Raw genomic sequence first — 26459 nt, forward strand, 5'->3', positions numbered from 1 at the left:
AAGGGCGTCGTGGTCACCCACAGCGGCCTGGCGAACTTCAGTGCCGAGCAGATCCAGCGCTACGCGCTCGACTCCGATGCGCGCGCACTGCATTTCGCCTCGCCCAGCTTCGACGCCTCGATCCTCGAGCTGCTGCTCGCGATCGGTGCGGGCGGTGCGCTGGTCGTGGTACCGCCCGGTGTGTACGGCGGCGAGGAGCTGTCGGAACTGATCCGCACCGAGCGGGTCACCCACGCCTTCATCACCCCGGCCGCGCTGGCCACCTTCGATCCGAGCGGCCTGGACACCCTGCGGGTGCTGGTCGCCGGTGGTGAGGCCTGCCCGCCGGAACTGGTGGCCAAGTGGGCGGTGCCGCTGGACGGCGAGTCCGGCGAGGTGCGCCACTTCCACAACGGCTACGGCCCCACCGAGACCACCATCATGACCAACATCAGCGATCCGCTGGTGCCGGGCGAGACGGTGACCATCGGCGGTCCGATCCGCGGTATGCGGTCGCTGATCCTGGACGCCCAGCTCAGGCCGGTGCCGGTGGGTGTCGCGGGTGAGCTCTATCTGTCGGGCGTGCAGTTGGCGCGCGGCTACCACGCGCGTCCGGGGCTGACGGCCGACCGGTTCGTGGCCAACCCCTACGGCGACGGTGAGCGGATGTACCGCACCGGTGACGTCGTCCGCTGGACGCGTACCGGCGAGGTCGAGTACGTCGGCCGCTCCGACTTCCAGGTGAAGGTGCGCGGTTTCCGCATCGAGCTCGGTGAGATCGACGCGGCGCTGGCCTCGCACGAGACCGTCGACTTCGCGGTCACCATCGGGCACAAGAACGCCGCGGGCGCGGTCTCGCTGGTGTCGTATGTGGTGGCGGCGCAGGGTCGTTCGATCGATGTGGCGACGTTGACGGCGCACGTCGAGGACCGGCTGCCCGCCTACATGGTGCCCTCGTCGATCATGGTGATCGACCGGGTACCGCTGACCCCGGTCGGCAAGCTGGACCGCAAGGCACTGCCGGAGCCGGTCTTCGCCACCGAGGTGGTGTTCCGGGCCCCGCGCACGCCGGTCGAGCAGACCATCGCGGAGGTCTTCGCCGAGGTGCTCGGCGTGCAGCGGGTCGGCGTGGACGATTCGTTCTTCGCGCTCGGCGGCGACAGCATCGTCTCCATTCAGCTGGTGTCGCGGGCCAAGGCGCGCGGTGTCGTGTTCACCCCGCGCCACGTCTTCGAACAGCGCACCGTGGCCGGTCTGGCCGCGGTCGCCGAGACCACCGACGGCACCGCGACCGCCGCGCCAGCGCTGGAGGAGCTGCCCGGCGGTGGTGTCGGCACCATGCCGCTCACCCCGGTGGTGCGGTTCATGGCGCAGCGGCGCGGTTCGTTCGGCCGGTTCAATCAGACGCTTGCGCTGGAACTTCCGGTCGGCATCGACCGGGCCGGTATCGCCGCCACCGTCGGCGCCGTCATCGACCGGCACGACATGCTGCGCGCGAGCCTGCGCCGCTCCGCCGGTGACTGGGTCGTGCAGACCGCGGCGCCGGGCACCGTCGACGTGGACGCGCTCATCGACCACACGGTGTTCTCCGCCGACGTCGACGACGCGCAGCTGTTCGACCTGGCCGCCACCGCGCTGGACGCCTCGCTGAACCGGCTCGACCCCGCCACCGGTGTGGTGGTCCGGTTCGTCTGGCTGGAACCCGACCGCGCCGACCGCGCGGGCCGGCTCATCGTCGTCGCCCATCACCTGGTGGTCGACGGCGTGTCCTGGCGCATCCTGGTGCCCGATTTCGTCGCCGCCTGGGGCCAGCTCACCGCCGGTCAGGAACCGGAGCTGGTGGCGCCCGCGACGTCGATGCGGGCCTGGGCGCACGCCCTCGAACGGGAGGCGCGCAACCCGGAGCGGGTCGCCGAACTCGACTACTGGCGTTCGGTGGTCGGTGTGGCCGACCCGCTGCTGACCGAGCGTCCGATGGATCCGGCGGTGGACACCTCCGGCGTCATCGAGAAGCATCAGGTCGAGGTATCGCCAGAGGTCACCAAGGCCCTGCTCACCACCGTGCCCGCGCTGTTCCACGGCGGCGTCAACGATGGTCTGCTCACCGCGCTGGCGCTGGCCACCGCGGTCTGGCGGTCGCGGCGCACCCGCGGGGTGCGGCCCGACGACTCGCTGCTGATCCGGCTGGAAGGCCACGGCCGCGAGGAAGACATCGTCGCCGGCGCCGATCTGTCCCGCACCGTCGGCTGGTTCACCGCGATCTTCCCGGTGCGTTTCGACCTGCGCGGCATCGATATCGACGGTGCGCTGGCCGGTGGTCCCGCGCTGGGCGCCGCGCTCAAGGCGGTCAAGGAGCAGCTGCTCGCGGTGCCGGACAAGGGCATCGGCTATGGCCTGCTGCGCTACCTGAACACCGACACCGCCGCCGAACTGCCGAATGAGCTGCCCGGCCAGATCAGCTTCAACTACCTGGGCCGGGTTTCCGACGGCGACGTGCCGGAATCGCTGCGCGGTTTCGGCTGGATTCCCGCTCCCGAACTCGGTTCGCTCGGTGGCGCCTACGACGCGGATATGCCCGCGATGGCGCCGCTGGACGTCAACGCCATCGTGGTCGGCGACAAGCTCACCGCCAATATCGGCTACCCGTCCACCCTGCTGGACGCCGCGTCGGTGCGCGAGTTCGCCGAACTGTGGGTGACCGCGCTGGAAGCGGTTGCCCGGCACGCCAATTCGACCGGCGCGGGCGGGCACACACCGTCCGACTTCGCGCTGGTGCGCACCGAGCAGCGCGATATCGACGGCTGGGAGCAGCGTTTCCCGGCGCTCACCGATGTGTGGCCGCTGTCGGCGCTGCAGTCGGGTCTGCTGTTCCACGCCAGGCTCGCCGCCGATTCGGTGGACGTCTACACCGCGCAGGCGGTGCTGACGCTGACCGGCCGGGTCGACGCCGACCGGCTGCGCGCCGCCGCGCAGGCGCTGGTGGACCGCTACGAGAACCTGCGCACCGCGTTCGTCTCCGATCACGACGGCAACCCGGTGCAGGTGGTGCTCGACAGCGTCCGCGTGGACTGGTCCGAGTACGACCGCACCGAGACCGGTGATGCCACCGACCTGATCGACGCCGACCGCATGCGGCGCTTCGATCTGGCCGAACCACCGCTGATCCGGTTCACCCTGATCCAGGTGGCCGACGCCACCGCCGAGGGCGGCGCGCGCTGGCAGTTCGTGGTGTCCAACCACCACATCCTGCTCGACGGCTGGTCGATGCCGCTGCTCATGCAGGACCTGCTGGTGCTGTACGCGGTGCACGCCGATGTGAACGCGCTGCCCGCGGTGCGTTCCTACAAGCACTTCCTGGAATGGGTCGCCCAGCAGGATCACGCCGCCTCGCTCGCGACGTGGACCGAGGCGCTGCGCGGTATCAGCGAGCCGACGCTGCTCGCCCGTCCGGACGCCGGCCGCGAGATCACCTCGCTGTCGGGTGAGTACCTGTTCGAGCTGGATGAGGCGACGACCGCGCGGATGACGGCGCTGGCCGCCGAGCTCGGCGTCACAGCGAACACCGTGCTCCAGGTCGCGTGGGCGATCCTGGTCGGCCGGATGACCGGCAACGACGACGTGCTGTTCGGCACCACCGTCTCGGGCCGCCCGGCGCAGCTCGCCGGCGTCGAGTCGATGGCTGGTTTGTTCATTAATACCGTCCCGGTTCGCGTTCGGTTCGATGCTTCCGAATCTGTACGCGATGTGCTGGTCCGGACTCAGGGTGAGCAAGCGGACCTGCTGGACCACCACTATGTGGGCTTGGCCGAGATTCAGTCCGCGGCCGGAATCGGTGGGCTCTTCGACACGCTTGTGGTGTTCGAGTCGTATCCCGTTGATGCCGAGGGGATTCAGGCGCAGGCTGCCGATATCGACGGTATGGCCGTCACCGGGTTGGACGCGGCCGACGCCACGCACTATCCGCTGACGTTGATCGCTCAGCTCGATAGCAAGCTGCGGATTCGTGCCGGTTACCTGCGCGATCTGTTCGACGAGCAGACGGTGCGGCGCATCGCCGATCGACTGATCCGGGTGCTGGGCACCATCACCGCCGAACCCGCCGTCGCGGCGGGCGAGATCGAGCTGCTCGATGCCGCCGAACGTGAACTGGTGGTCTCCGGCTGGAACGACACCGCGCACGCGGTCGACGACACCGCGACGCTGGTCTCGATGTTCGAGGCGCAGGTCGCGCGCACCCCGGACGCGCCCGCCGTCAGCTTCGAGGGGACGACTCTGTCCTACGCGGAGTTCGCCTCCCGGGTGAACCTGCTGGCCCGCTGGCTGATCGAACGCGGTGTGGGCGCGGAGTCGTATGTGGCGCTTGGTATGCGGCGCTCCATCGACCTGGTGGTCGGCATGTACGCCGTCAGCGTGGCCGGTGGCGCGTATGTGCCGCTGGACCCGGATCATCCGGCCGAGCGCACGGAATACATTCTGGCCACGGCCGATCCGGTCTGTGTGCTCACCTCGGGTGACGATCTCGATATCGACACCGCGCAGGTGCGCATCGACCTGCTGGATCTGTCCGGCTACACCGACGGACCGATCACCGATGCCGAGCGGCGCGCCCCGCTGCGGCCGTCGAACACCGCCTACGTCATCTTCACCTCCGGTTCGACCGGCCGCCCGAAGGGCGTGGCGGTTTCGCACGGCGCGATCGTGAACCGTCTGGTGTGGATGCAGTCGGCCTATCAGCTGGACGCCTCCGATGTGGTGTTGCAGAAAACGCCGGCGACCTTCGACGTGTCGGTGTGGGAGTTCTTCTGGCCCTTGCAGATCGGCGCGCGCCTGGTGGTCGCCAAGCCGGACGGGCATCGCGATCCGGCCTACCTGGCCGAGATCATCACAGCCGAGGGCGTCACCGTCACTCACTTCGTGCCGTCCATGCTGGCCGTGTTCGTCGCCGACGCGGCGGCCGCGCAGTGTGATTCGCTGCGCATGGTGTTCGCCTCCGGCGAAGCGCTCTCGCCCAAGCCCGCGCATCGCCTGCGTGAGCTGACCGGTGCGGCGCTGCACAACCTGTACGGCCCGACCGAGGCCGCGGTCGACGTCACCTTCCACGAGGTCACCGACGCCGACACCGACACCGTGCCGATCGGTGCGCCGGTCTACAACACCCAGGTCTACGTGCTGGACGCGCGGCTGCGGCCGGTGCCGGTCGGCGTGGCGGGTGAGCTGTACCTCGCGGGCACCCAGCTGGCGCGCGGTTACGTGGCCCGCCCGGACCTGACCAGCGACCGCTTCGTGGCCAACCCGTTCGGCACCGCCGAACGCATGTACCGCACCGGCGACCTGGTGGCCTGGACCGCCGACGGCGAGCTGGAGTACCTGGGCCGCACCGACTTCCAGGTGAAGCTGCGCGGTCTGCGCATCGAGCTCGGCGAGATCGAGGCCGCGCTGAACGGGCTCGACGAAGTCGCCCAGTCGGTCGTGGTGGTCCGCGGCGATCAGCACACCGGCGATCAGCTGGTGGCCTATGTGGTCGCCACGCCGGGTGTTCCGGTCGACACCGAGGCGCTGCGCGAGGAACTGGGACGGCAGCTGCCCGCCTACATGGTTCCGGCCGTGGTGATGGTGCTCGACGAGTTCCCGCTCAATGCCTCCGGCAAGTTGGACCGCAAGGCACTGCCCGCGCCGGTGTTCGAGGCCGCGGTGTTCCGCGCACCGACCACGCCGGTGGAAGAGATCGTGGCCACCACCTTCGCCGATGTGCTCGGCCTGGACCGGGTGGGCCTGGACGACGACTTCTTCGCCCTCGGCGGCAACTCGCTGAGCGCCACCCAGGTCGCCGCCCGGCTCTCGGCCGCGCTCGACACCGATCTCGGCGTGCGCGAACTGTTCGAGGCGTCCACGGTCGCCGCGCTGGCCGCAAGGGCCGAATCCCGGGCGGGTGCCGGTGCGCGCGCCGCGCTGGTGCCGCAGCAGCGGCCCGAGCTGGTGCCGCTGTCGCTGGCCCAGCAGCGGATGTGGTTCCTCAACCGGTTCGATCCCGAATCGGCGGTCGACAACATCCCGGCCGCGGTGCGGCTGTCCGGTCTGCTCGACCGGCAGGCCCTGCAGATCGCGGTCGCCGATGTGCTGGCCCGCCACGAATCGCTGCGCACCTTCTATCCCGAGGTCGACGGCACCGCCTACCAGCAGGCCGTGCCCACCGCGAAGGTGATCCCGGACCTGAGCCCGGTCGAGGTGACCGAAGCCGAGCTGCCCGCCCGCGTCGCCGAACTGGTGCGCACCGGATTCGACGTCACCTCCGAGGTGCCGTTCCGGGCCCGGCTGTTCGAGATCAGCCCGACCGAACACGTGCTCGCCCTTGTGGTGCACCACATTTCGGCCGACGGCTTCTCCATGGGCCCGCTGACCCGCGATGTGATGACCGCCTACGGCGCTCGCGTCGAGGGCGGCGAGCCGGCCTGGCGTCCGCTGGAGGTGCAGTACGCCGACTTCGCGCTGTGGCAGCGCGAGGTGCTCGGCTCCGAGGACGATCCGGAATCGGTGATCGCCGAGCAGATCGACTTCTGGACCCGGACCCTGCGCGGGCTGCCCGAGCAGCTCGACCTGCCCGCCGACCGGCCGCGCCCGGCCGTCGCTTCCGGCCAGGGCGCCACCGAGGTCTTCGAGATCGATGCGCAGACCCATGCGGCGCTCACCGAGCTGGCGCGGACCCGCGGCGCGACGCTGTTCATGGTCACCCACGCGGCGCTGGCGGTACTGCTGTCGCGGCTGTCCGGTGAGGGCGATATCGCCATCGGCACGCCGGTCGCCGGCCGCGGTGAGCGTGCGCTCGACGATCTGATCGGCATGTTCGTCAACACCCTGGTGCTGCGCACCGAGGTCGATGGCGGCGACACCTTCACCGATCTGCTGCGCACCGTCCGCTCCACCGATATCGCGGCCTTCGGGCACGCGGATCTGCCGTTCGAGCGGCTGGTGGAGATCCTGAACCCGGCGCGTTCGCAGGCGCGGCATCCGCTGTTCCAGGTGATGCTGTCGTTCCAGAACACCGGCCAGAACAGCCTGGAACTGCCCGGCCTGACGGTCAGCGGCGTCGATCTGCCGATCGACGTGGCCAAGTTCGATCTGCAACTGGTGCTGTCGGAGAACGGCGAGAACGGCGGCATCACCGCCGAGCTGATCTACGCCACCGACCTGTTCGACGCGGCCACCATGGCCCAGTTCGGCCGCCGCTTCAACCGGCTGCTCGCCGCCGTGGCCGCCGAACCCGACCGCGCCGTCGGCGATATCGATCTGCTCGACGCCCGGGAAACCGACCGCGCGCTGCGCGCCTGGAACGAGACGGCCCACGATCTCGGCGCCGTGAGCACCCTGGTCGCCGAGTTCGCCGCGCAGGCCGCCGCCACCCCGGACGCCGTCGCGCTGGTCGATCCGGCGAGCGGAATGTCGCTGAGCTACGCCGAATTCGGTGAGCGGGTGCATCGCCTGGCCCGCCACCTGATCAGCGTGGGTGTCGGCCCGGAGCGCCTGGTCGCCCTCGGCCTGCGGCGCTCGGTGGATCTGGTTGTGGCCATGTACGCGGTGCACGAAGCCGGCGGCGGATACGTGCCGCTGGACCTCGACCAGCCGGCCGAGCGCATCGACTACGTGCTCGATACGGCCGCGCCGGTCTGCGTGCTGACCACTACGCGCGACGGTTTCGACGCCACCGGTCTGTCCACGATCGTGCTCGACGAGCTGGATCTGTCCGGCGTCGACGCCACCCCGGTGACCGATGCCGAGCGGCTCGCGCCGCTGCGCCCACAGCATCCGGCCTACGTCATCTTCACCTCCGGATCGACCGGACGTCCCAAGGGCGTGGCCGTGCCGCACGCGGCCGTGGTGAACCAGATCCGCTGGATCACCGGCGAATACGGCATCGGCACCGACGACGTGGTGCTGTTCAAGACCCCCGCCACCTTCGACGTGTCGGTGTGGGAGCTGTTCGGACCGCTGTCGACCGGCGGCCGCATGGTGATCGCGAGCCCGGACGGGCATCGCGACCCGCAGTACCTGGCCGAGGTGATCGCCGCCGAACGCGTCACCATGACCTCGTTCGTGCCGTCCATGCTGACGGTCTTCGCCGGCAGTGTGTCCGCCGACGAACTCACCTCGCTGCGGTTGCTGTTCGTCGCCGGTGAGGCGTTCACCAGCGACGCGGTCGAGGCGATCCGCCGGGTGAGCACCGCCGAACTGCACAACCTGTACGGCCCGACCGAGTTCACCGTGCACGCCACGGCCGCCCCGGTCGCCGCCGAGGTCGACGGCGCGGTGCCGATCGGCCTGCCGGTGTGGAATGCCAAGGCCTACATCCTGGACGCGCGCCTGCACCCGGTGGTGCCGGGCGCGGCGGGTGAGCTGTACCTGGCCGGCGCTCAGCTGGCCCGCGGCTACGTCGGCCGTGCGGACCTGACCGCGGATCGGTTCGTGGCCAACCCCTTCGGTACCGGCGAGCGCATGTACCGCACCGGCGACCTGGTCACCCGCGGTGCCGACGGTGCCATCACCTACCTGGGCCGCACCGACTTCCAGGTGAAGCTGCGCGGTCTGCGCATCGAGCTCGGTGAGATCGAGAACGCGCTCACCGCACACGAATCGGTCGCCCAGTCGGTGGCGGTGGTCCGCTCCGACGCCCGCACCGGCGATCTCCTGGTGGCCTATGTGGTGCCCGCGGGCGGCGCGAGCGTCGACCTCGACGCGCTGCGCACGCATCTGTCCGGTCGCCTGCCGTCCTACATGGTCCCGGCCGCGATCGTGGTGCTCGACGCCATGCCGCTCAACCCGAACGGCAAGCTGGACCGGCGCGCGCTGCCGGAACCGGAGTTCGAGGCGCGCGAATTCCGCGCACCGTCGACCCCGGTGGAGGAGATCGTCGCGAACACCTTCGCCGAGGTGCTCGGCCTGCCCGGTGAACGCCAGGTCGGCCTGGACGACGACTTCTTCGATCTCGGCGGCAACTCGCTGATCGCCACCCAGGTGGTGGCCAGGCTCGGCGCCGCCCTCGACACCCGCGTCCCGGTGCGCACCCTGTTCGAGGCGCCGTCGGTGGCCGCGCTGGCCGCCAAGCTGGAATCGCATGCCGGTACCGGCAGCCGTCGCGCGCTCGTCGCCGGGCCGCGTCCGGACGAGGTGCCGCTGTCGCTGGCCCAGCAGCGCATGTGGTTCCTCAACCGCTTCGACAATCAGACCGCGGTCAACAACATCCCGCTCGCGGTCCGGCTGACCGGCGCTCTCGACACCGAGGCGCTGGCGCTGGCCGTCGCGGACGTGATCGACCGGCACGAAGTGCTGCGCACGGTCTACCCGCAGACCGCCGACGGTCAGGGTGTGCAGGTGGTGCTGCCCGCCGGGCAGCATCGCCTCGATCTCACCCCGGTCGACGTCCCGCAGGCCGAGATCACCGACCGCATCAGCGAATTGGTGCTCACCGGCTTCGACGTCACCGCCGAGGTGCCGGTGCGCGCCGAGCTGTTCCACGTGCTGGACGGCGACGGCCCCGAGACCCACGTGCTGGTGTTCGTGGTGCACCACATCTCCGGTGACGGCTGGTCGGTGCGCCCGCTGGCCCGCGACGTGATGGTGGCCTACGCGGCCCGCACCCGCGGCGAGGCGCCCGGCTGGGCGCCGCTGCCGGTGCAGTACGCCGACTTCGCGCTGTGGCAGCGCGACACCCTCGGTTCGGAGGACGATCCGTCCTCGCTGATCGCCCAGCAGGTCGCCTTCTGGTCGAACACGCTGGCCGGGCTGCCCGAGCAGCTGGATCTGCCCGCCGACCGCTCCCGGCCGGCGGTGGCCTCCAACCGTGGCGAGGTCTACGAGTTCGGCATCGACGCCGAACTGCTGCGCGGACTCGACGCGCTGGCCCGCGCACACGGCGCCAGCCTGTTCATGGTGGTGCACGCGGCCTTCGCGGCGCTGCTCTCGCGCCTGTCCGGCAGCGATGACATCGCCATCGGCACCGCCGTCGCGGGCCGTGGTGAGGCCGCGCTCGACGACGCCATCGGCATGTTCGTCAACACCCTGGTGCTGCGCAGCGAGGTGCGCCAGGACGAGCCGTTCACCGAGTTGCTCGCCCGCACCAGGGAAACCGATCTCGCCGCCTTCGGGCACGCGGATCTGCCGTTCGAGCGGCTGGTGGAGATCCTGAATCCGGCGCGTTCGCAGGCGCGGCATCCGCTGTTCCAGGTGATGCTGTCGTTCCAGAACACCGGCGAGACCACCTTCGAGCTGCCCGGCCTCGAGGTCGCGGGCCTGCCGCTGGATGTGGTGACGGCGAAGTTCGATCTGCATCTCAACCTCACCGACGCTGCCGACGGTATGAGCGCCGAATTCGCTTATGCCACCGATATGTTCGACCGCGATACGGTCGCCTCGCTGGCCGAGCGGCTGCTGCGGCTGCTGCGTGCGGCCGTGGCCGAACCGGCGTCCGCGATCGGCGATACCGATCTGCTGGCCACCGGCGAGCGCGAGCGGCTGGTGCGGGAATGGAACGCGACCGGCTTCGACGTGCCCGCCGCTCTGCCGGCGAGCCCGTCCGCGACCGACCCGGCGACGCTGGTGGCGATGTTCGAGGCGCAGGCCGTCCGCACCCCGGACGCCCCCGCGCTCACCTTCGCCGCGACGACCCTCACCTATGCCCAGTTCAGCGCGCGCGTGAACCGCCTGGCCCGGCATCTGATCTCGCTCGGGGTCGGCCCGGACACCCATGTCGCGCTGGGTATGCGCCGCTCGATCGAACTGGTCGTCGGCATGTACGCGGTGACCGTCGCCGGTGGCGCCTATGTGCCGCTGGACCCCGATCACCCGGCCGACCGCACCCGCTACGTCCTCGACACCGCAGACCCGGTGTGTGTGCTCACCACCGCGGCCGACGAATTCGACGCCGGTGAACGCACCGCGCTCGAGATCGAGGCACTGGACCTGTCCGGCTACTCGGCCGCACCGGTGACCGATGCCGAGCGCACCGCGCCGCTGCTGCCGACGCATACCGCCTACGTCATCTTCACCTCCGGTTCGACCGGTCGTCCGAAGGGTGTGGCGGTCTCGCACGGCGCGATCGTGAACCGTCTGGTGTGGATGCAGTCGGCGTACGGGCTCGACGCCACCGATGTGGTGTTGCAGAAGACGCCGTCCACCTTCGACGTGTCGGTGTGGGAGTTCTTCTGGCCCTTGCAGGTCGGCGCGCGCCTGGTGGTTGCCAAGCCGGACGGGCACCGCGATCCGGGCTACCTGATCGACCTCATCACCGCCGAACGGGTCACCACCACGCACTTCGTGCCGTCGATGCTGTCGGTGTTCGTCGCCGAGGAACGCGCGGACGAATGCACCAGCCTGCGCAACGTCTTCGCCTCGGGTGAGGCCCTGCCCGCCGCCACCGCGCAGCGGATGCAGGAACTGACCGGCGCCCGCCTGCACAACCTGTACGGCCCGACCGAGGCCGCGGTCGACGTCACCTTCCACGAGGTGACCGAGGCCGACACGGTGTCGGTGCCGATCGGCGCGCCGGTGTTCAACACCCAGGTCTACGTGCTGGACGCCCGGTTGAACCCGGTGCCCACCGGCGTCGCGGGTGAGCTGTATCTGGCCGGCGTGCAGCTGGCGCGCGGCTATGTGGCCCGCCCGGATCTGACCGCGGACCGCTTCGTGGCCAACCCCTTCGGCACCGGTGAGCGCATGTACCGCACGGGTGACCTGGTGGCCTGGAAGCGCAACGGCGAGCTGGAGTACCTGGGCCGCACCGACTTCCAGGTGAAGCTGCGTGGCCTCCGCATCGAGCTCGGCGAGATCGAGGCCGCGCTGACCGGGCTGGACGAGATCGCCCAGGCGGTCGTGCTGGTGCGCTCCGATGATCGTCTCGGCGATCAGTTGGTCGGCTACCTGGTCGCCACCGCGGGCCAGAGCATCGACCTGGAGAGCGTGCGCGCCCGGCTCGGCGCGGAACTGCCCGCCTACATGGTGCCGACGGCCTTCGTGGTGCTGGATCAGTTCCCGCTCAACGCCTCCGGCAAGCTGGACCGCAAGGCGCTGCCAGCGCCGGTGTTCGAGGCCAAGGCGTTCCGCGCGCCGTCCACCCCGATCGAGGAGATCGTCGCCGGCACCTTCGCCGATGTGCTCGGCGTGGCAAGGATCGGCCTGGACGACGACTTCTTCGCCCTCGGCGGCAACTCGCTGCTGGCCACCCAGGTCACCGCGCGACTCGGCGCGGCCCTGGACACCCAGCTGGCGGTGCGCGACCTGTTCGAGGCGTCCACGGTGGCCGCGCTGGCCAACCGGGTCGAGCGCAACGCCGGTTCCGGCCGGGCCCGCCCCGAACTGACGGCAGGGGAGCGGCCCGAGCGGATTCCGCTCTCGCCTGCCCAGCAGCGGTACTGGTTCCTCAACCAGTTCGACACCGCGACCTCAGCGGTCGACAACATTCCGCTGGCGGTGCGGCTGTCGGGCCGCCTGGATGTCGGTGCGCTGGAACAGGCCATCGGCGACGTCTTCGCCCGGCACGAGGTGCTGCGCACCATCTACCCGCGCTCGGCCGAGGGTCCGCATCAGGTGATCGGCTCGGCGGAGCGGCACGCCCCGCACCTGACCGTGATCGCGGTGCCCGAATCGCAGCTGGTCGCCAAGGTCATCGAATTCGCCATGACCACCTTCGACGTCACCGTCGAGGTGCCGCTTGCGGTGGCGCTGTTCCGCATCGTCGCCGACGACACCGGCGCCGCCACCGACGACCATGTGCTGGCCTTCACCGTGCACCACGTGGCCGCCGACGGTTCCTCCATGGGCCCGCTGGCCCGTGACGTCATGGCCGCCTACGTCGCCCGCGTCCACGGCGACGCCCCGCAGTGGGCGCCGCTGCCGGTGCAGTACGCCGATTACGCGCTGTGGCAGCGCGCGGTGCTCGGCGACGAGGACGATCCGGAGTCGCTGGCCGCCAAGCAGGTCGCGTACTGGAAGAACACTCTCGCCGATCTGCCCGATCAGCTGGAACTGCCGGCCGACCGGCCGCGCCCGCCCGCGCAGTCCTTCCACGGCAAGGCCATCCGGTTCGAGATCGATCCCGAGCGGCACGCCCGCCTGCACGAACTGGCGCGGGCCAACAACGCCTCGCTGTTCATGGTGGTGCACGCGGCGCTCGCGGTGCTGCTGTCGCGGCTGTCGGGGACCGATGACATCGCCGTCGGCACCCCGATCGCCGGCCGCGGTGAGCGCGAACTCGACGATCTGATCGGCATGTTCGTCAACACCCTGGTGTTCCGCACCTCGGTGACGCCCGGCGCGCGCTTCACCGACCTGCTCGCCGATGTGAAGGAACGCGACCTGGAGGCGTTCGCCAACGCCGACGTCCCGTTCGAGCGCCTGGTCGAGGTGCTCAACCCGGTGCGCTCGACCGCGCGCAACCCGCTGTTCCAGGTGGGCCTGTCGTTCCAGAACCTGGCCGAGACCACCTTCGAGCTGCCCGGCCTCTCGGTGAGCGCGGTGAACTTCGATTCACAGCTGGCCAAGACCGATCTGCACGTCACGCTGTACGACCGGTACGCCGATGACGGCACGCCGGCCGAGATCATCACCGAATTCGGTTACGCCATCGACCTGTTCGACGAGTCGACGGTGCAGAGCTTCGCCGACCGTTTCGTGCGGGTGCTCGACGCCGTGGTCGAGGACGCGTCGCTGCCGGTGGGCGAGATCGATCTGCTGGCGCCGGCGGAGACCGAGCGCATCGTCACCGAGTGGAACGACACCGCGCACGAGGTCGATGCGTCGGCCACGCTGGTGTCGCTGCTGGATGCGACCGTCGCGGCCACCCCGGAGGCCGTGGCGTTGGTCGCCGACGAGCCGTCCGGTATCCGCGAAGTCGCCCACCCGTCGCCCGACCACCACCCCTCATCGACTCGCTTCGCGAGGCTGACGTATTCCGAGCTCGATGCCCAGGTCAACCGCCTGGCCCGCTACCTCATCGGACGCGGTGTCGGACCGGAAGACCGGGTCGCGCTGGCCATCCGGCGCAGCGCCGATCTGGTGACCGCCATGTACGCCGTCGCCAAGGCCGGCGCCGCCTATGTGCCGATCGACCCGGATCAGCCGGCCGAACGCACCGATTACATCCTCGCCACCGCGGCACCGGTCTGCGTACTGACCACCGCGCGCGACGATTTCCGCACCGATGCGGCCGAGGCCGTGCGGATCGACGAGCTGGACCTGTCCGGCGTCGCCGCCACACCGGTGACCGCCGCCGAACGGCGCACGGAGCTGACCGCGGCGCACACCGCCTACGTCATCTTCACCTCCGGTTCGACCGGCCAGCCCAAGGGCGTCGCGGTGCCGCACCGCGCGATCGTCAACCAGTTGCTGTGGGAGACGGCCGAATACGCGCTCGGCGCCGACGACGCGATCCTGCTGAAGACGGCCGCGACCTTCGACCTGTCGGTGTGGGAGTTCTGGACCGCCGCCGTGTGCGGTGGGCGCCTGGTGATCGCCACCGCCGACGGGCACCGCGATCCGTCCTACCTCAACGAACTGATGCGCGGCACCGAGGTCACCACGCTGCATGTGGTGCCGTCGATGCTGGACGCGCTGCTCACCGAGTCCGGCGGGCACCTGCCCGCGAGCCTGCGCCGGGTGCTGGCCATCGGTGAGGCGCTGCCCGCCGCGACCGCGCAGCGGTTCCTGGCAGGCAACGACAGCGCGCTGTTCAACCTGTACGGCCCGACCGAGGCGGCGGTGTCGATCACCAGCCACCGCGTCAGCACGGCCGACGAGCTGTCGGTGCCGATCGGTGCCCCGGAATGGAACAGCCGCGTCTACGTGCTCGATGCCCGGCTGCGGCCGGTGCCGGTGGGCGTGTCCGGTGAGCTGTACCTGGCGGGTGCTCAGCTCGCGCGCGGCTACTTCGGCCGCGCCGATCTGACCGCCGACCGCTTCGTCGCCGATCCGTTCGGCACGGGCGAGCGCATGTACCGCACGGGTGACCTGGTGGCCTGGAACAGCGACGGTGAGCTGGAATACCGGGGCCGCACCGACTTCCAGGTGAAGATCCGCGGTTTCCGCATCGAACTCGGCGAGATCGAGGCCGCGCTGCTGCGGCAGCCGAACGTCACCGCCGCCGCGGTGCTCGCGCACACCGACCCGAACATCGGTGACCGGCTCGTCGCCTACGTGGTGTCCGCCGACGGCGCGATCGAGCAGCGGCAGTTGCAGGCGGCACTGGCGGCGGAGCTGCCGTCGTACATGGTGCCGTCGGTGGTGGTCGAACTCGACGCGCTGCCGTTGAACGCCAACGGCAAGCTGGACCGCAAGGCCCTGCCGGAGCCCACCTTCGAGAAGGCGGTGTTCCGCGCCCCGGTGACCCCGATCGAGCAGATCGTGGCGAATGTGTTCGCCGACGTGCTGCGGATCGCGGAACGGCCGGATTCGGAGGACAAGCGGCTCGGCCTCGACGACGACTTCTTCGCCTGGGGCGGCAACTCTTTGCTGGCCACCCAGGTGGCGGCCCGGCTGGGCGAGGCGCTCGACACCCGGGTGCCGGTGCGGCTGCTGTTCGAGGCGTCCACGGTGGCCGCGCTCGCGGTGCGGGTGGAGCAGCACGCCGAAGCGGGCGGGCGTAAGGCGCTGGTCGCGGCCCCGCGTCCGGCGGAGATCCCGCTGTCGCTGGCCCAGCAGCGGATGTGGTTCCTCAACCGCTTCGACACCGATTCGGCCGCCTACAACGTGCCGATCGCGGTGCGGTTGAGCGGCGATCTGGACGTCGCGGCGCTGCGTGCGGCGATCGCGGACCTGGTCACCAGGCACGAGATCCTGCGCACGGTCTACCCGCAGCACGACAGCGGTCCGGTGCAGGTGATCCTGCCGCCGAACCGGGCGATTCCGCGCCTGGATGTACGGGTGATTCCGGCGGGCGAGATCGAAGCCGCCGTGGTGGAACTGACCTCGACGATCTTCGACGTCACCACCGAGGTGCCGATGCGCCTGGCACTGTTCCAGGTCGCGGACGAGAACGGCGCGCCGCGCAGCGAATACGTGCTGGCCATGGTCGTGCACCACATCTCGGGCGACGGGTCCTCGGTCGGCCCGCTGACCAGGGACCTGATGACCGCCTACGCCGCCCGCTCGGTGGGCGAGGCGCCGAACTGGTCGCCGCTGGCGGTGCAGTACGCCGACTACAGCATCTGGCAGCGTGAGCTGCTCGGCGACGAGAACGATCCGAAGTCGCTGGCCGCCAAGCAGGTCGCCTACTGGGCCGACGCGCTCGCCGAGCTGCCCGATCAGCTGGATCTGCCGTCGGACCGTCCGCGTCCGGCCGTGCAGTCCTTCGCAGGCGGCAAGGTGGAACTGCACGTCGACGCCGACACCCACCGCGCGCTGATCGAACTGGCCCGTGCCGAGGGCGCGACGCTGTTCATGGTCGTGCACACCGCCCTCGCGGTGCTGCTGTCGCGGCTGTCGGGCACCGACGACATCGCCATCGGCACCCCGATGGCCGGTCGCGGTGAGGCCGTGCTCGACGACCTGATCGGCATGTTCGTCAACACACTGGTGTTCCGCACCCGCGTGGACGCAGGCGAGCCGTTCACCGAGCTGCTCAACCGGCAGCGCGATATCGACATCCAGGCCTTCGCCAACGCCGACGTGCCGTTCGAGCGCCTGGTCGAGGTGCTCAACCCGGTGCGCTCGACCGCGCGGCATCCGCTGTTCCAGGTGGGTCTGTCGTTCCAGAACCTGGCTCAGGCCAGCCTGGAACTGCCGGGCCTCGCGGTGTCGGGGCTGGATATCGACACCCAGCTCTCCCAGTTCGATCTGCACCTGATCGCCACCGACCGCTACGGCGACGCGGGTGAGCCCGCCGGCATCACCGGCTTCTTCACCTACGCCACCGATCTGTTCGATCACGGCACGGTGCAGGGCTTCGTGGACCGTTTCGCCCGCCTGCTCGGCGAGATCGTCGCCGCGCCGCGCACCCCGGTCGGCGATATCGAACTGCTCGACAGCGCCGAGCGCACCCGTCTGGTGGCGGGCCGCAATGCGACCGAGCAGCGGGTCGACACCGAGGCCACGCTGGCCTCGCTGCTGGATGCCACGGTGGCGGCGGCGCCGAAGTCGGTCGCGCTGGTCACTGATGACGGCGCCCAGCTCGCCTACGGTGAACTCGACTCCCGCGTGAACCGCCTTGCCCGGCACCTGATCTCGCTCGGGGTCGGCCCCGAGTCGCGGGTGGCGCTGGCGCTGCGGCGTTCGGTGGATCTGGTGGTCGCCATGTACGCGGTGACCAAGTCCGGTGGCGCCTATGTGCCGCTGGATCCGGATCAGCCGGCCGAGCGCACCGGCTACATCCTGGAGACGGCCGCACCGGTGTGCGTGCTGACCAACGCCGACGCCGGCTTCGATTCCGAACTGGCGCCGGTCATCTCGCTGGACGAGCTGGACCTGTCCGCGCTGAGCGAGGCGCCGGTCACCGACGCCGATCGGGTGGCGCCGCTGCTGCCGCAGCACACCGCCTACGTCATCTTCACCTCCGGTTCGACCGGCCGCCCGAAGGGTGTCGCGGTGCCGCATGCGGCGATCGCGAACCAATTGCAGTACAAGGTGGCCGAATTCGGGCTGGACGCCGCGGACGCGGTGCTGCTGAAGACCGCGGCGACCTTCGACCTGTCGGTGTGGGAGTTCTGGTCGGCGGCGGTCTGCGGTGGCCGGTTGGTCATCGCCGCGCCCGACGGCCATCGCGACCCGGCGTACCTGAACGAGCTGATGGCCCGCGAATGGGTGACCACCCTGCACGTGGTGCCGTCCATGCTGGACGCGCTGCTGACCGGTGAGCTGCCGGATTCGCTGTGGCGGGTGCTGGCCATCGGTGAGGCGCTGCCCGGTTCGCTGGCCCAGCGGTTCCGCGAGTCGCATCCGCGCACCGAGCTGTTCAACCTGTACGGCCCCACCGAGGCCGCGGTCTCGATCACCACCCACCGGGTCGGCGCGGCCGATATCGCCTCGGTGCCGATCGGTGTGCCGCAGTGGAACAGCCAGGTCTACGTGCTGGACGCCCGGCTGAACCCGGTGCCCGACGGTGTGGCCGGTGAGCTGTACCTGGCCGGTGCTCAGCTGGCGCGCGGCTACTTCGGCCGCGCGGACCTGTCCGCGGAACGGTTCGTGGCCAACCCGTTCGGCACCGGTGAACGCATGTACCGCACCGGTGACCTGGTGGCCTGGAACCGCGCCGGTGAGCTGGAGTACCGCGGTCGCACCGACTTCCAGGTGAAGATCCGCGGTTTCCGCATCGAACTCGGCGAGATCGAAGCGGCGCTGCTGGCCATGCCGGAGGTCGCGCAGACCGCGGTGGTGGCCAAGTCCGATCCGCGCACCGGCGATCGTCTGGTGGCCTACCTGGTGCCTGCCTCCGGTGTGGCCGCGCATGTGGACGAGGTCGGGTTGGAACGGCAGCGCGGCGGTCTCGATGTGGCGCAGGTGAAGTCGGCGCTGGCGGCGGCGCTGCCGTCGTACATGGTGCCCGCGGCCTTCGTGGTGCTCGACGCGCTGCCGTTGAACGTCAACGGCAAGCTCGACCGCAAGGCGCTGCCGGAGCCGGAGTTCGAGGTGCAGGAGTTCCGTGCGCCGTCGACCCCGATCGAGGAGATCGTGGCCGGTGTGTTCGCCGAGGTCCTCGGCGTGCAGCGGGTCGGCGCCGACGACGATTTCTTCGCCCTCGGCGGTAACTCGCTGCTGGCCACCCAGGTCGCGGCCCGACTGGGGGCGGCGCTGGATGCGCGGGTGCCGGTGCGGACGTTGTTCGAGGCGTCCACCGTCGCCGGGCTCGCGGTCAAGGTCGAACAGCATGCCGGGGCCGGTGGCCGCCGCGCGCTGGTGGCGGGTCCGCGTCCCGAGCAGGTGCCGTTGTCGCTGGCCCAGCAGCGGATGTGGTTCCTCAACCAGTTCGACACCGCCTCGGCCGTCAACAACATCCCGGTCGCGGTGCGGTTGAGCGGCGACCTCGATGTGGCGGCATTGCAGCTGGCCGTCGCCGACGTCGTCGGCAGGCACGAGACCCTGCGCACCGTCTACCCCGAACAGGGTGGCGCCGCACATCAGGTGATCCTGCCCGCCGACCAGGCGGTGCCGGATCTGACGCCGGTCGCTGTGCGGGCAGGCGAACTGCGCGAGCGGATCGTCGAGGTGATCTCCGCGGGCTTCGACGTGACGGTGGAAGTGCCGTTGCGCGCCAAGCTGTTCCAGGTGGACGGCACCGACTATGTGCTGGTGTTCGTCGCTCATCACATCAGCGCCGACGGCTGGTCCATGGGCCCGCTCACCCGCGACGTCATGGTCGCCTACGCGGCTCGCGCGAACGGTGTCGAGCCGGGCTGGGCGCCGCTGCCGGTGCAGTACGCCGATTTCAGCATCTGGCAGCGCGAGGTGCTCGGCTCGGAATCGGATCCGGAGAGCCTGATCAGCCAGCAGGCCGAGTACTGGCGCGCCACGCTGGCCGGACTGCCCGACGAGCTGAACCTGCCCGCCGACCGCACCCGTCCGACAGCACAGTCGTTCGCCGGCGGCCGGGTGGTGTTCCCGATCGAGGCCGAGCTGCATCGCCGGCTCGCCGAGGTGGCCAGGGAGCAGAACGCGACCATGTTCATGGTCGTGCACGCCGCGCTCGCGGTGTTCCTCGCGCGCATGTCGGGCACCGACGACATCGCCATCGGCACCCCGATCGCCGGTCGCGGTGAGGCCGAACTCGACGACGTCATCGGCATGTTCGTCAACACGCTGGTGCTGCGTTCGCATGTACGCGGTGAACTCACCTTCGGTGAGCTGCTCGCCGCGACCAAGGACGCCGATCTGCAGGCGTTCGCGCACGCCGATCTGCCGTTCGAGCGGCTGGTGGAACTGCTCAACCCGGAGCGTTCGACCGCGCGGCATCCGCTGTTCCAGGTGGCGCTGTCGTTCGAGAACCTGCCGGACAACAGCTTCGAGCTGCCCGGCCTGCATGTCGAAGCCGTCGATTTCGACGTCGACACCGCCAAGTTCGACCTGTCGCTGACCATCCGCGAGGCCGCGGGCGACGACGCCGCAGGCATGTACGCCGAATTCTCCTTCGCGCGTGACCTGTTCGACGACGCCACCGTCGAGGTGTTCGCGCAGCGCTTCACCAGGCTGCTCGAATCCATCACCGCCGCACCGCAACAGCCGGTGGGCGATCTGGCGATCCTGGCCGACGCCGAATACGAGCTGCTGACGCACGTGCACGGCGAAGACGTGATGGCCACCGGCCTGCTGCCGGATCTGCTCACCCATGGCGCCCGGCTGAACCCGGACCAGATCGCGGTGCGCTACGAGGGCCGCTCCATCACCTACCGCGAGCTCGACGAGTACTCCTCGCGGCTGGCGCGGGTGCTCATCGAGCGTGGGGTCGGGCCGGAGCGCATCGTCGCGCTGTCGTTCCCGCGCTCCTACGAGATGGTGGCCGCGTTCTGGGCGGTGGCCAAGGCCGGCGGCGCGCACGTGCCGGTCGACCCGACGTATCCGGAAGACCGGATGCGCCACATGGTGACCGACTCCGGTGCCGTGCTCGGCCTGACCGCGCGCCAGTACCTGGACCGGCTGCCGCACGAGGTCGAGTGGCTGTGCCTGGACGATCCGGCCACCGATGAGCTGATCGACGCGCGGTCGCCGGCACCGGTCACCGATGAGGACCGGATCAGCTCGCTGGCCATGCGGCACCCGGCCTACGTCATCTACACCTCCGGCTCGACCGGTCTGCCCAAGGGCGTCATGGTCACCCACGCCGGTATCGGTGGACTGGCCGACGTCGCGGCGGATCTGTACCACCTGGAATCGCACCACCGGTTCCTGCACATCTGCTCGCCGAGCTTCGATCCGTCGGTGCTGGAGTGGGTGGTCACCCACTACACCGGCGCGACCCTGGTGATCGTGCCGTCGCACATCATCGGCGGGCCCGACCTGGCCGAGCTGCTGCGCGCCGAGCGGGTGACGCACACCGTCATCACCCCGGCGGTGCTCGGCACGGTCGATCCCGAGGGTCTGGACGAACTCGAGGTCGTCTCCGTCGGCGGTGACGTCACCACGCAGGAACTGCTGGCCAAGTGGGAGCCGGGCCGTAAGTACTTCAACGCCTACGGACCCACCGAGACGACGATCATCTCGTCCTACGCGCGCCTGACCGCGGGCCGCCACGTCACCATCGGTTTCCCGGTGCACGGCATGACCGCGCTGGTGCTCGACGCCCGCCTGAACCCGGTGCCGCCGGGTGTGGCAGGCGAGCTCTACCTGGCCGGTGGCGCGCTGGCGCGCGGCTACCACAACCGCCCCGACCTCACCGCGGACCGGTTCGTCGCCAACCCGTGGAGCAGCGAGGGTGCGCGCATGTACCGCACCGGTGACGTGGTGCGCTGGTACGCCGATCCCGAACAGCGGGCGGGCAATGCCGCGGTGGACACCGTGCGATGGGAACTCGACTACGTCGGACGCTCGGACTTCCAGGTGAAGATCCGCGGCTTCCGCGTCGAGCTCGGCGAGATCGACACCGCGCTCGGCAGGCACCCCGACGTGGAGTTCGCGATCACCCTCGGCCGCGACACCGACGCGGGCGCGACGATCCTGGTCTCCTATGTGCTCGCGACGCCGGGCCACGAGATCGACACCGAGCGGCTCACCGAGTTCGTCTCGCGCTCGTTGCCGCCGCATATGGTGCCGTCAGCGATCGTGGTGCTCGACGAGATCCCGTTGACCCCGGTCGGCAAGCTCGACCGCAAGGCGCTGCCGGAACCACAGCTCGCCCCGCGCGAATTCCGGGCACCGGTCACCGAGGTGGAGGCGATCATCGCCGAGGTGTTCGCCGAGGTGCTCGGCGTGGATCAGATCGGCGTGGACGATTCGTTCTTCGCCCTCGGCGGCGACTCGATCCTGTCCATCCAGCTGGTGTCGCGGGCCAAGGCCCGCGGTGTGGTGTTCAGCCCGCGTGACGTGTTCGAGCGGCGCAGTGTGGCCGCGCTGGCCGAGGTCGCCACGCTCGGCGCGGCACCGGGCCAGATCAGCCTGGAGGAGCTGCCCGGCGGCGGTGTCGGCGATATCCCGCTGACGCCGATCATGGCGCAGATCCTGTCGAGCGGCTCGTCGTTCGACCGGTTCTCGCAGTCCATGGCGTTGCGGCTGCCCGAAGGCATCGACCGGCAGACCTTGGTCGCCACCATCGCGGCCGTGTTCGACCACCATGACGTGCTGCGCTCGCGGTTGCGTCGCGCCGGCGAGTCGTGGGCGTTCGAGGCGCTGGAACGCGGCGCGGTCGACGTCGACGCGCTGGTGCACCGGGTCGACGCGCCCGCGGACATCAGCGAGGCCGAACTCACCGAGCTGGCCACCGCCGAATTCGACGCCGCCCTCGGCCGATTGGATCCGGCCGGTGCCGCGATGGCGCAGTTCGTCTGGTTCGCCTTCGCCGGCGACCGCCGCGATGTGCTGCTCATCGTCGCCCACCACTTCGTGGTCGACGGCGTGTCCTGGCGCATCCTGATCCCGGACTTCGCGGTGGCGTGGTCGCAGCTGGCCGCCGGTCAGCCGGTGAACCTGCCTGCCAACGGCACGTCCATGCGGCGCTGGGCGCACAGCCTGGTCGACGCGGCCGCCGAACCCGAGCGGGTCGCGGAACTGCCGTTCTGGCAGGAGGTCACGGCCACACCCGATCCGCAGCTGGGAGCGCGGGCGTTCGACCCCGAGGTCGACACCTTCGCCACCGTGGAGCGGGTCGAGGTGTCGCTGTCGGCCGAGGTCACCGATGCCGTGCTCACCGCGGTGCCGAGCCTGTACCGCGGCGGTGTGAACGACGGCCTGCTGTCGGCGCTGGCCATGGCCGTCGCGCGCTGGCGCGGTGGTGACGCGGCGCTGGTCAAGCTCGAGGGCCACGGTCGTGAGGAAGAGGTCGTGCCCGGCGCGGATCTGTCCCGCACGGTCGGCTGGTTCACCGCGGCCTACCCGGTGCGGCTGGCCCTCGGCGACGCCGATCTCGACGACGCCTTCGCCGGCGGCGCCGCGCTCGGCGCGATCGTCAAGTCGGTCAAGGAGCAGCTGCTCGCCGTGCCCGACAAGGGCCTCGGCTACGGCATGCTGCGCTACCTCAACGACGAGACCGGCACGCAGCTCGCCGGCGGTTCCACCGGCCAGATCAGCTTCAACTATCTGGGCCGGATGTCGGCCGGTGAGATCCCCGAGGAGCTCGCCGAGGTCGGCTGGGTGCCGGTGGACGATCTGGGCCGCCTCGATGTCGAGATGGACCGGGACATGCCCGCCAACGCCGTGCTCGACATCAACGCGATCGTCACCGACGGCGCGGACGGACCGGAGCTGGGCGCGTCGCTGGCGTTCCCGTCCGGGCTGCTCACCCGCGAACAGGTGCGCGAGTTCGCCGACCTGTGGGTGGCGGCGCTCGAGGCGCTCGCCGCGCATGCCCGTCGCCCGGACGCCGGTGGTTTCACGCCGTCGGATATGGCGCTGGTGCATGTCGGCCAGAGCGATCTGGAGCAGTGGGAGCGCGAGTTCCCGGCGCTGTCCGAGGTGTGGCCGCTGTCGCCGTTGCAGTCGGGCCTGCTGTTCCACGCACTGATGACGCAGGCCACCGTCGACGTCTACACCATGCAGGCCGTGGTGGATCTCGGTGGCAGCCTGGATGTTTCGCGACTGCGCGCCGCGGCGCAGGGCATCATCGACCGGTACCCGAACCTGCGCACGGCCTTCGTCACCGATTCGTCGGGGCAGGCGGTGCAGGTGGTGCTGGACCGGGTCGACGCACCGTGGACCGAGGTGGACCTGCGGGAGCTGCCCGAGGCCGAGCGCCTCGGCGAATTGCAGCGCCGGATCGCCGTCGATCAGGCCACGCACTTCGATATGGCGGTGCCGCCGCTGATGCGGTTCACCCTGTTCCGCACCGGTGAGACACAGTGGCATCTGGCGATCACCACCCACCACATCCTGCTCGACGGCTGGTCGATGCCGCTGCTCATGCGGGATCTGCTGGTGCTGTACGCGGTGCGCGGTGATCAGACCGCGCTGCCGCGGGTGGCCTCCTACCGCAACTTCCTCGGCTGGCTCGCCGGACGCGACCGCGAGGAATCGCTGCGGGCCTGGGCGCGGGCGCTCGACGGGCTCGGCGAGCCGACCCAGCTGGCGCCGCAGCCGCGCGGAACCGAGGACTACTCGATCGGCAAGCTGATCACCGAGATCGACGCCGACCGCACCCGCAAGCTCACCAAGCACGCCGCCGAACTGGGCGTCACGGTGAACACGCTGGTGCAGGCCGCCTGGGGCATCCTGCTCGGCAGGCTCACCGGCCGCGGCGACGTGGTGTTCGGCGCGACGGTGTCGGGCCGGCCTGCGGAGCTGCCCGGCGTGGAGTCGATGGTCGGTCTGTTCATCAATACGCTGCCCGTGCGGGTGCGCATCGATGATCGGCAGAACGTCGGCGAACTGCTGGAGACCCTGCAGCACGAGCAGGCCGATCTGCTCGACCACCACTACGTCGGGCTGACCGATATCCAGCGGGTGGCCGGACCGGCCTCGCAGTTCGACACACTGCTGGTGTTCGAGTCGTATCCGATGGACAAGGAGGCCATTTCGGCGGCCAGCTCCATCGACGGCATGTCGGTGACCGGTGTCGGCGTCAACGACGCCACGCACTACCCGCTGACCCTGCTGGTGACCGCCGAGGCGACCATCGAGCTGACGCTGAAGTACCTGCGCAGCCGGTTCACCGCCGACGAGGTGGAGGTGCTGTCCACCAGGTTGCAGCGGGTGCTCGACGCGCTCGTCGGCGACCCGGCCGCGCTCGTCGGCGATATCGACATCCTCGATGCCGGGGAGCGGGCGCAACTGCTCGCCGACTCCGGGGTCGCCGCCGCGACCGCCGCACCCGAGCCGGTCGGCCGGGTCGGTGCCAGGACGGTGGCCAAGGTGCTGGCCGAGGTCGTCGAGGAAGATCCGCAGGCGCCCGCGCTGCTGGCCGGTGATGCCGAGATCGCCTACCAGGAGCTGGACCGCCGGTCCTCGCAACTGGCCCGGCTGCTCATCGCCCGCGAGGTGGGGCCAGGTGACGTCGTCGCGGTGACCCTGCCGCGTTCGGTGGATGCCGTGGTGGCGGCCTGGGCGGTCCAGAAGGCGGGTGCCGCCCTGCTCTTCGCCACCGGCTGCACCGCCGACGAGATCGCCACCGCCGGAGCGGCTTTCGTGATCGGTGCGACCGACGGCCTGCCCGGCCTCGACCCGGCCGACCCCGCGATCGCCACCGAACTCGCCGCCGCCCCGGGCCATCCGGTCTCCTACGCCGACCGGGCCCGCCCGCTCGGCGAAGACCACCCGGCCTTCGTGCTGCTCACGGAGGGCGCACCCGTGGTGCTGACCCAAACCCAGGCCCTCGACCGCGCCGAGCACCTGCGCGAGGTGAACGAGATCGACTACGAGTCGGCCACCTTCACCACGGCGGGCGCCGGCCGGGCAGCCGTCGACGAGTTCCTGGCCTCCGCCACCGCCGGCGCCCTCTCGGTCCTCCCGACCGACGCGGACCCCGCCGACGACATCGCGGACGGGGAAGTAACGCACTGGTTCGTGGTGCCGGGCGAGGTGATCGACGGGGCGGGTGACGTCCGGATCATCGGCGAACAGTAGTCGCGGTTCGAGGCCGATGGGGCGATGATCGTGGCGCCCCACCGGCTCGAACCGGACAAGGCTACGCAGAATTCCCGAGGGCGCCAGGATGTCGACTCGAGTGCGCGCCCACAGTATTTCAGCCTGTGTCGTGGTCGAACGCGGTACTCGGGTGTCGACGGCACGACGGGTCGATTGCCGGCTGCGTTCGCGGTCGGTAGGAGGTGCGTTGCATGCTCAAACCTGCTGCGGGTGCGGGCCGCTGGACTGCTGCCGATCTCGGCGGCCGACCGGAGAACGGACTGCGCTACGAGGTGCTCAACGGTCAGCTCGTGGTCAGTGCGGCACCCGAGCCTCGTCATCAAACGCTGATCCGACGGCTGGTGCGAGCGCTGGTCGGCACGGCGCCGTCGGAATTCGTGGTGCTCGATGGTGGCGGGATACTGATCGGCGAGGACGAAGCGGTTCCGGACCTCATCGTCGGGCAAGGCGACATCCCTATGGACAGCCGAGGGGTACCAGCTGATCGCGTCCAGCTGGCCGTCGAGGTTGTTTCCGCTTCCACCACGTTGCAGGACCGCATGGTCAAACCCGTGCTCTACGCGGCCGCAGGGATCCCGAACTATTGGCGATTCGAGATCAACTCCTTCGAAGGCCGGTTGCCAGGAGAGGAACTGCCGGTCCTCTTTGCCCACGTCCTCGGCAGCGATAACACTTACGAACAAACGCATTGCGTGGCGGCAGGGGAGAAGGTCACCTTGCGTAGCCCCTTCGAGGTCGTGATCGACCCGGGCACGCTGCTGCCCTGAGGTCAACCGAAGTTCGCC

2 protein-coding genes (1 of these 2 running past the window's edge) are annotated in these 26459 nt (G+C 70.2%); both read left to right on the top strand.

Going from position 1 to position 26459, the window contains the following annotated elements; genetic code table 11:
* Positions 1-25653, top strand: partial view of a non-ribosomal peptide synthase/polyketide synthase gene (locus GV790_RS05405; RefSeq protein ID WP_163811165.1) — the 3' portion only. Its footprint begins 18009 nt before the window's first position; only the last 25653 of its 43662 coding nucleotides appear in the window; its start codon lies beyond the left edge, outside the window; the stop codon is at positions 25651-25653.
* Between the two features lie 212 nt (positions 25654-25865).
* Positions 25866-26441, top strand: coding sequence for a Uma2 family endonuclease (locus GV790_RS05410; protein ID WP_163811167.1), 576 nt, complete (start codon positions 25866-25868; stop codon positions 26439-26441).
* Positions 26442-26459: the final 18 nt, after the last annotated feature.

Origin of the sequence: Nocardia cyriacigeorgica, assembly GCF_010858045.1 — a bacterium.
GTDB lineage: Bacteria > Actinomycetota > Actinomycetes > Mycobacteriales > Mycobacteriaceae > Nocardia > Nocardia cyriacigeorgica_E.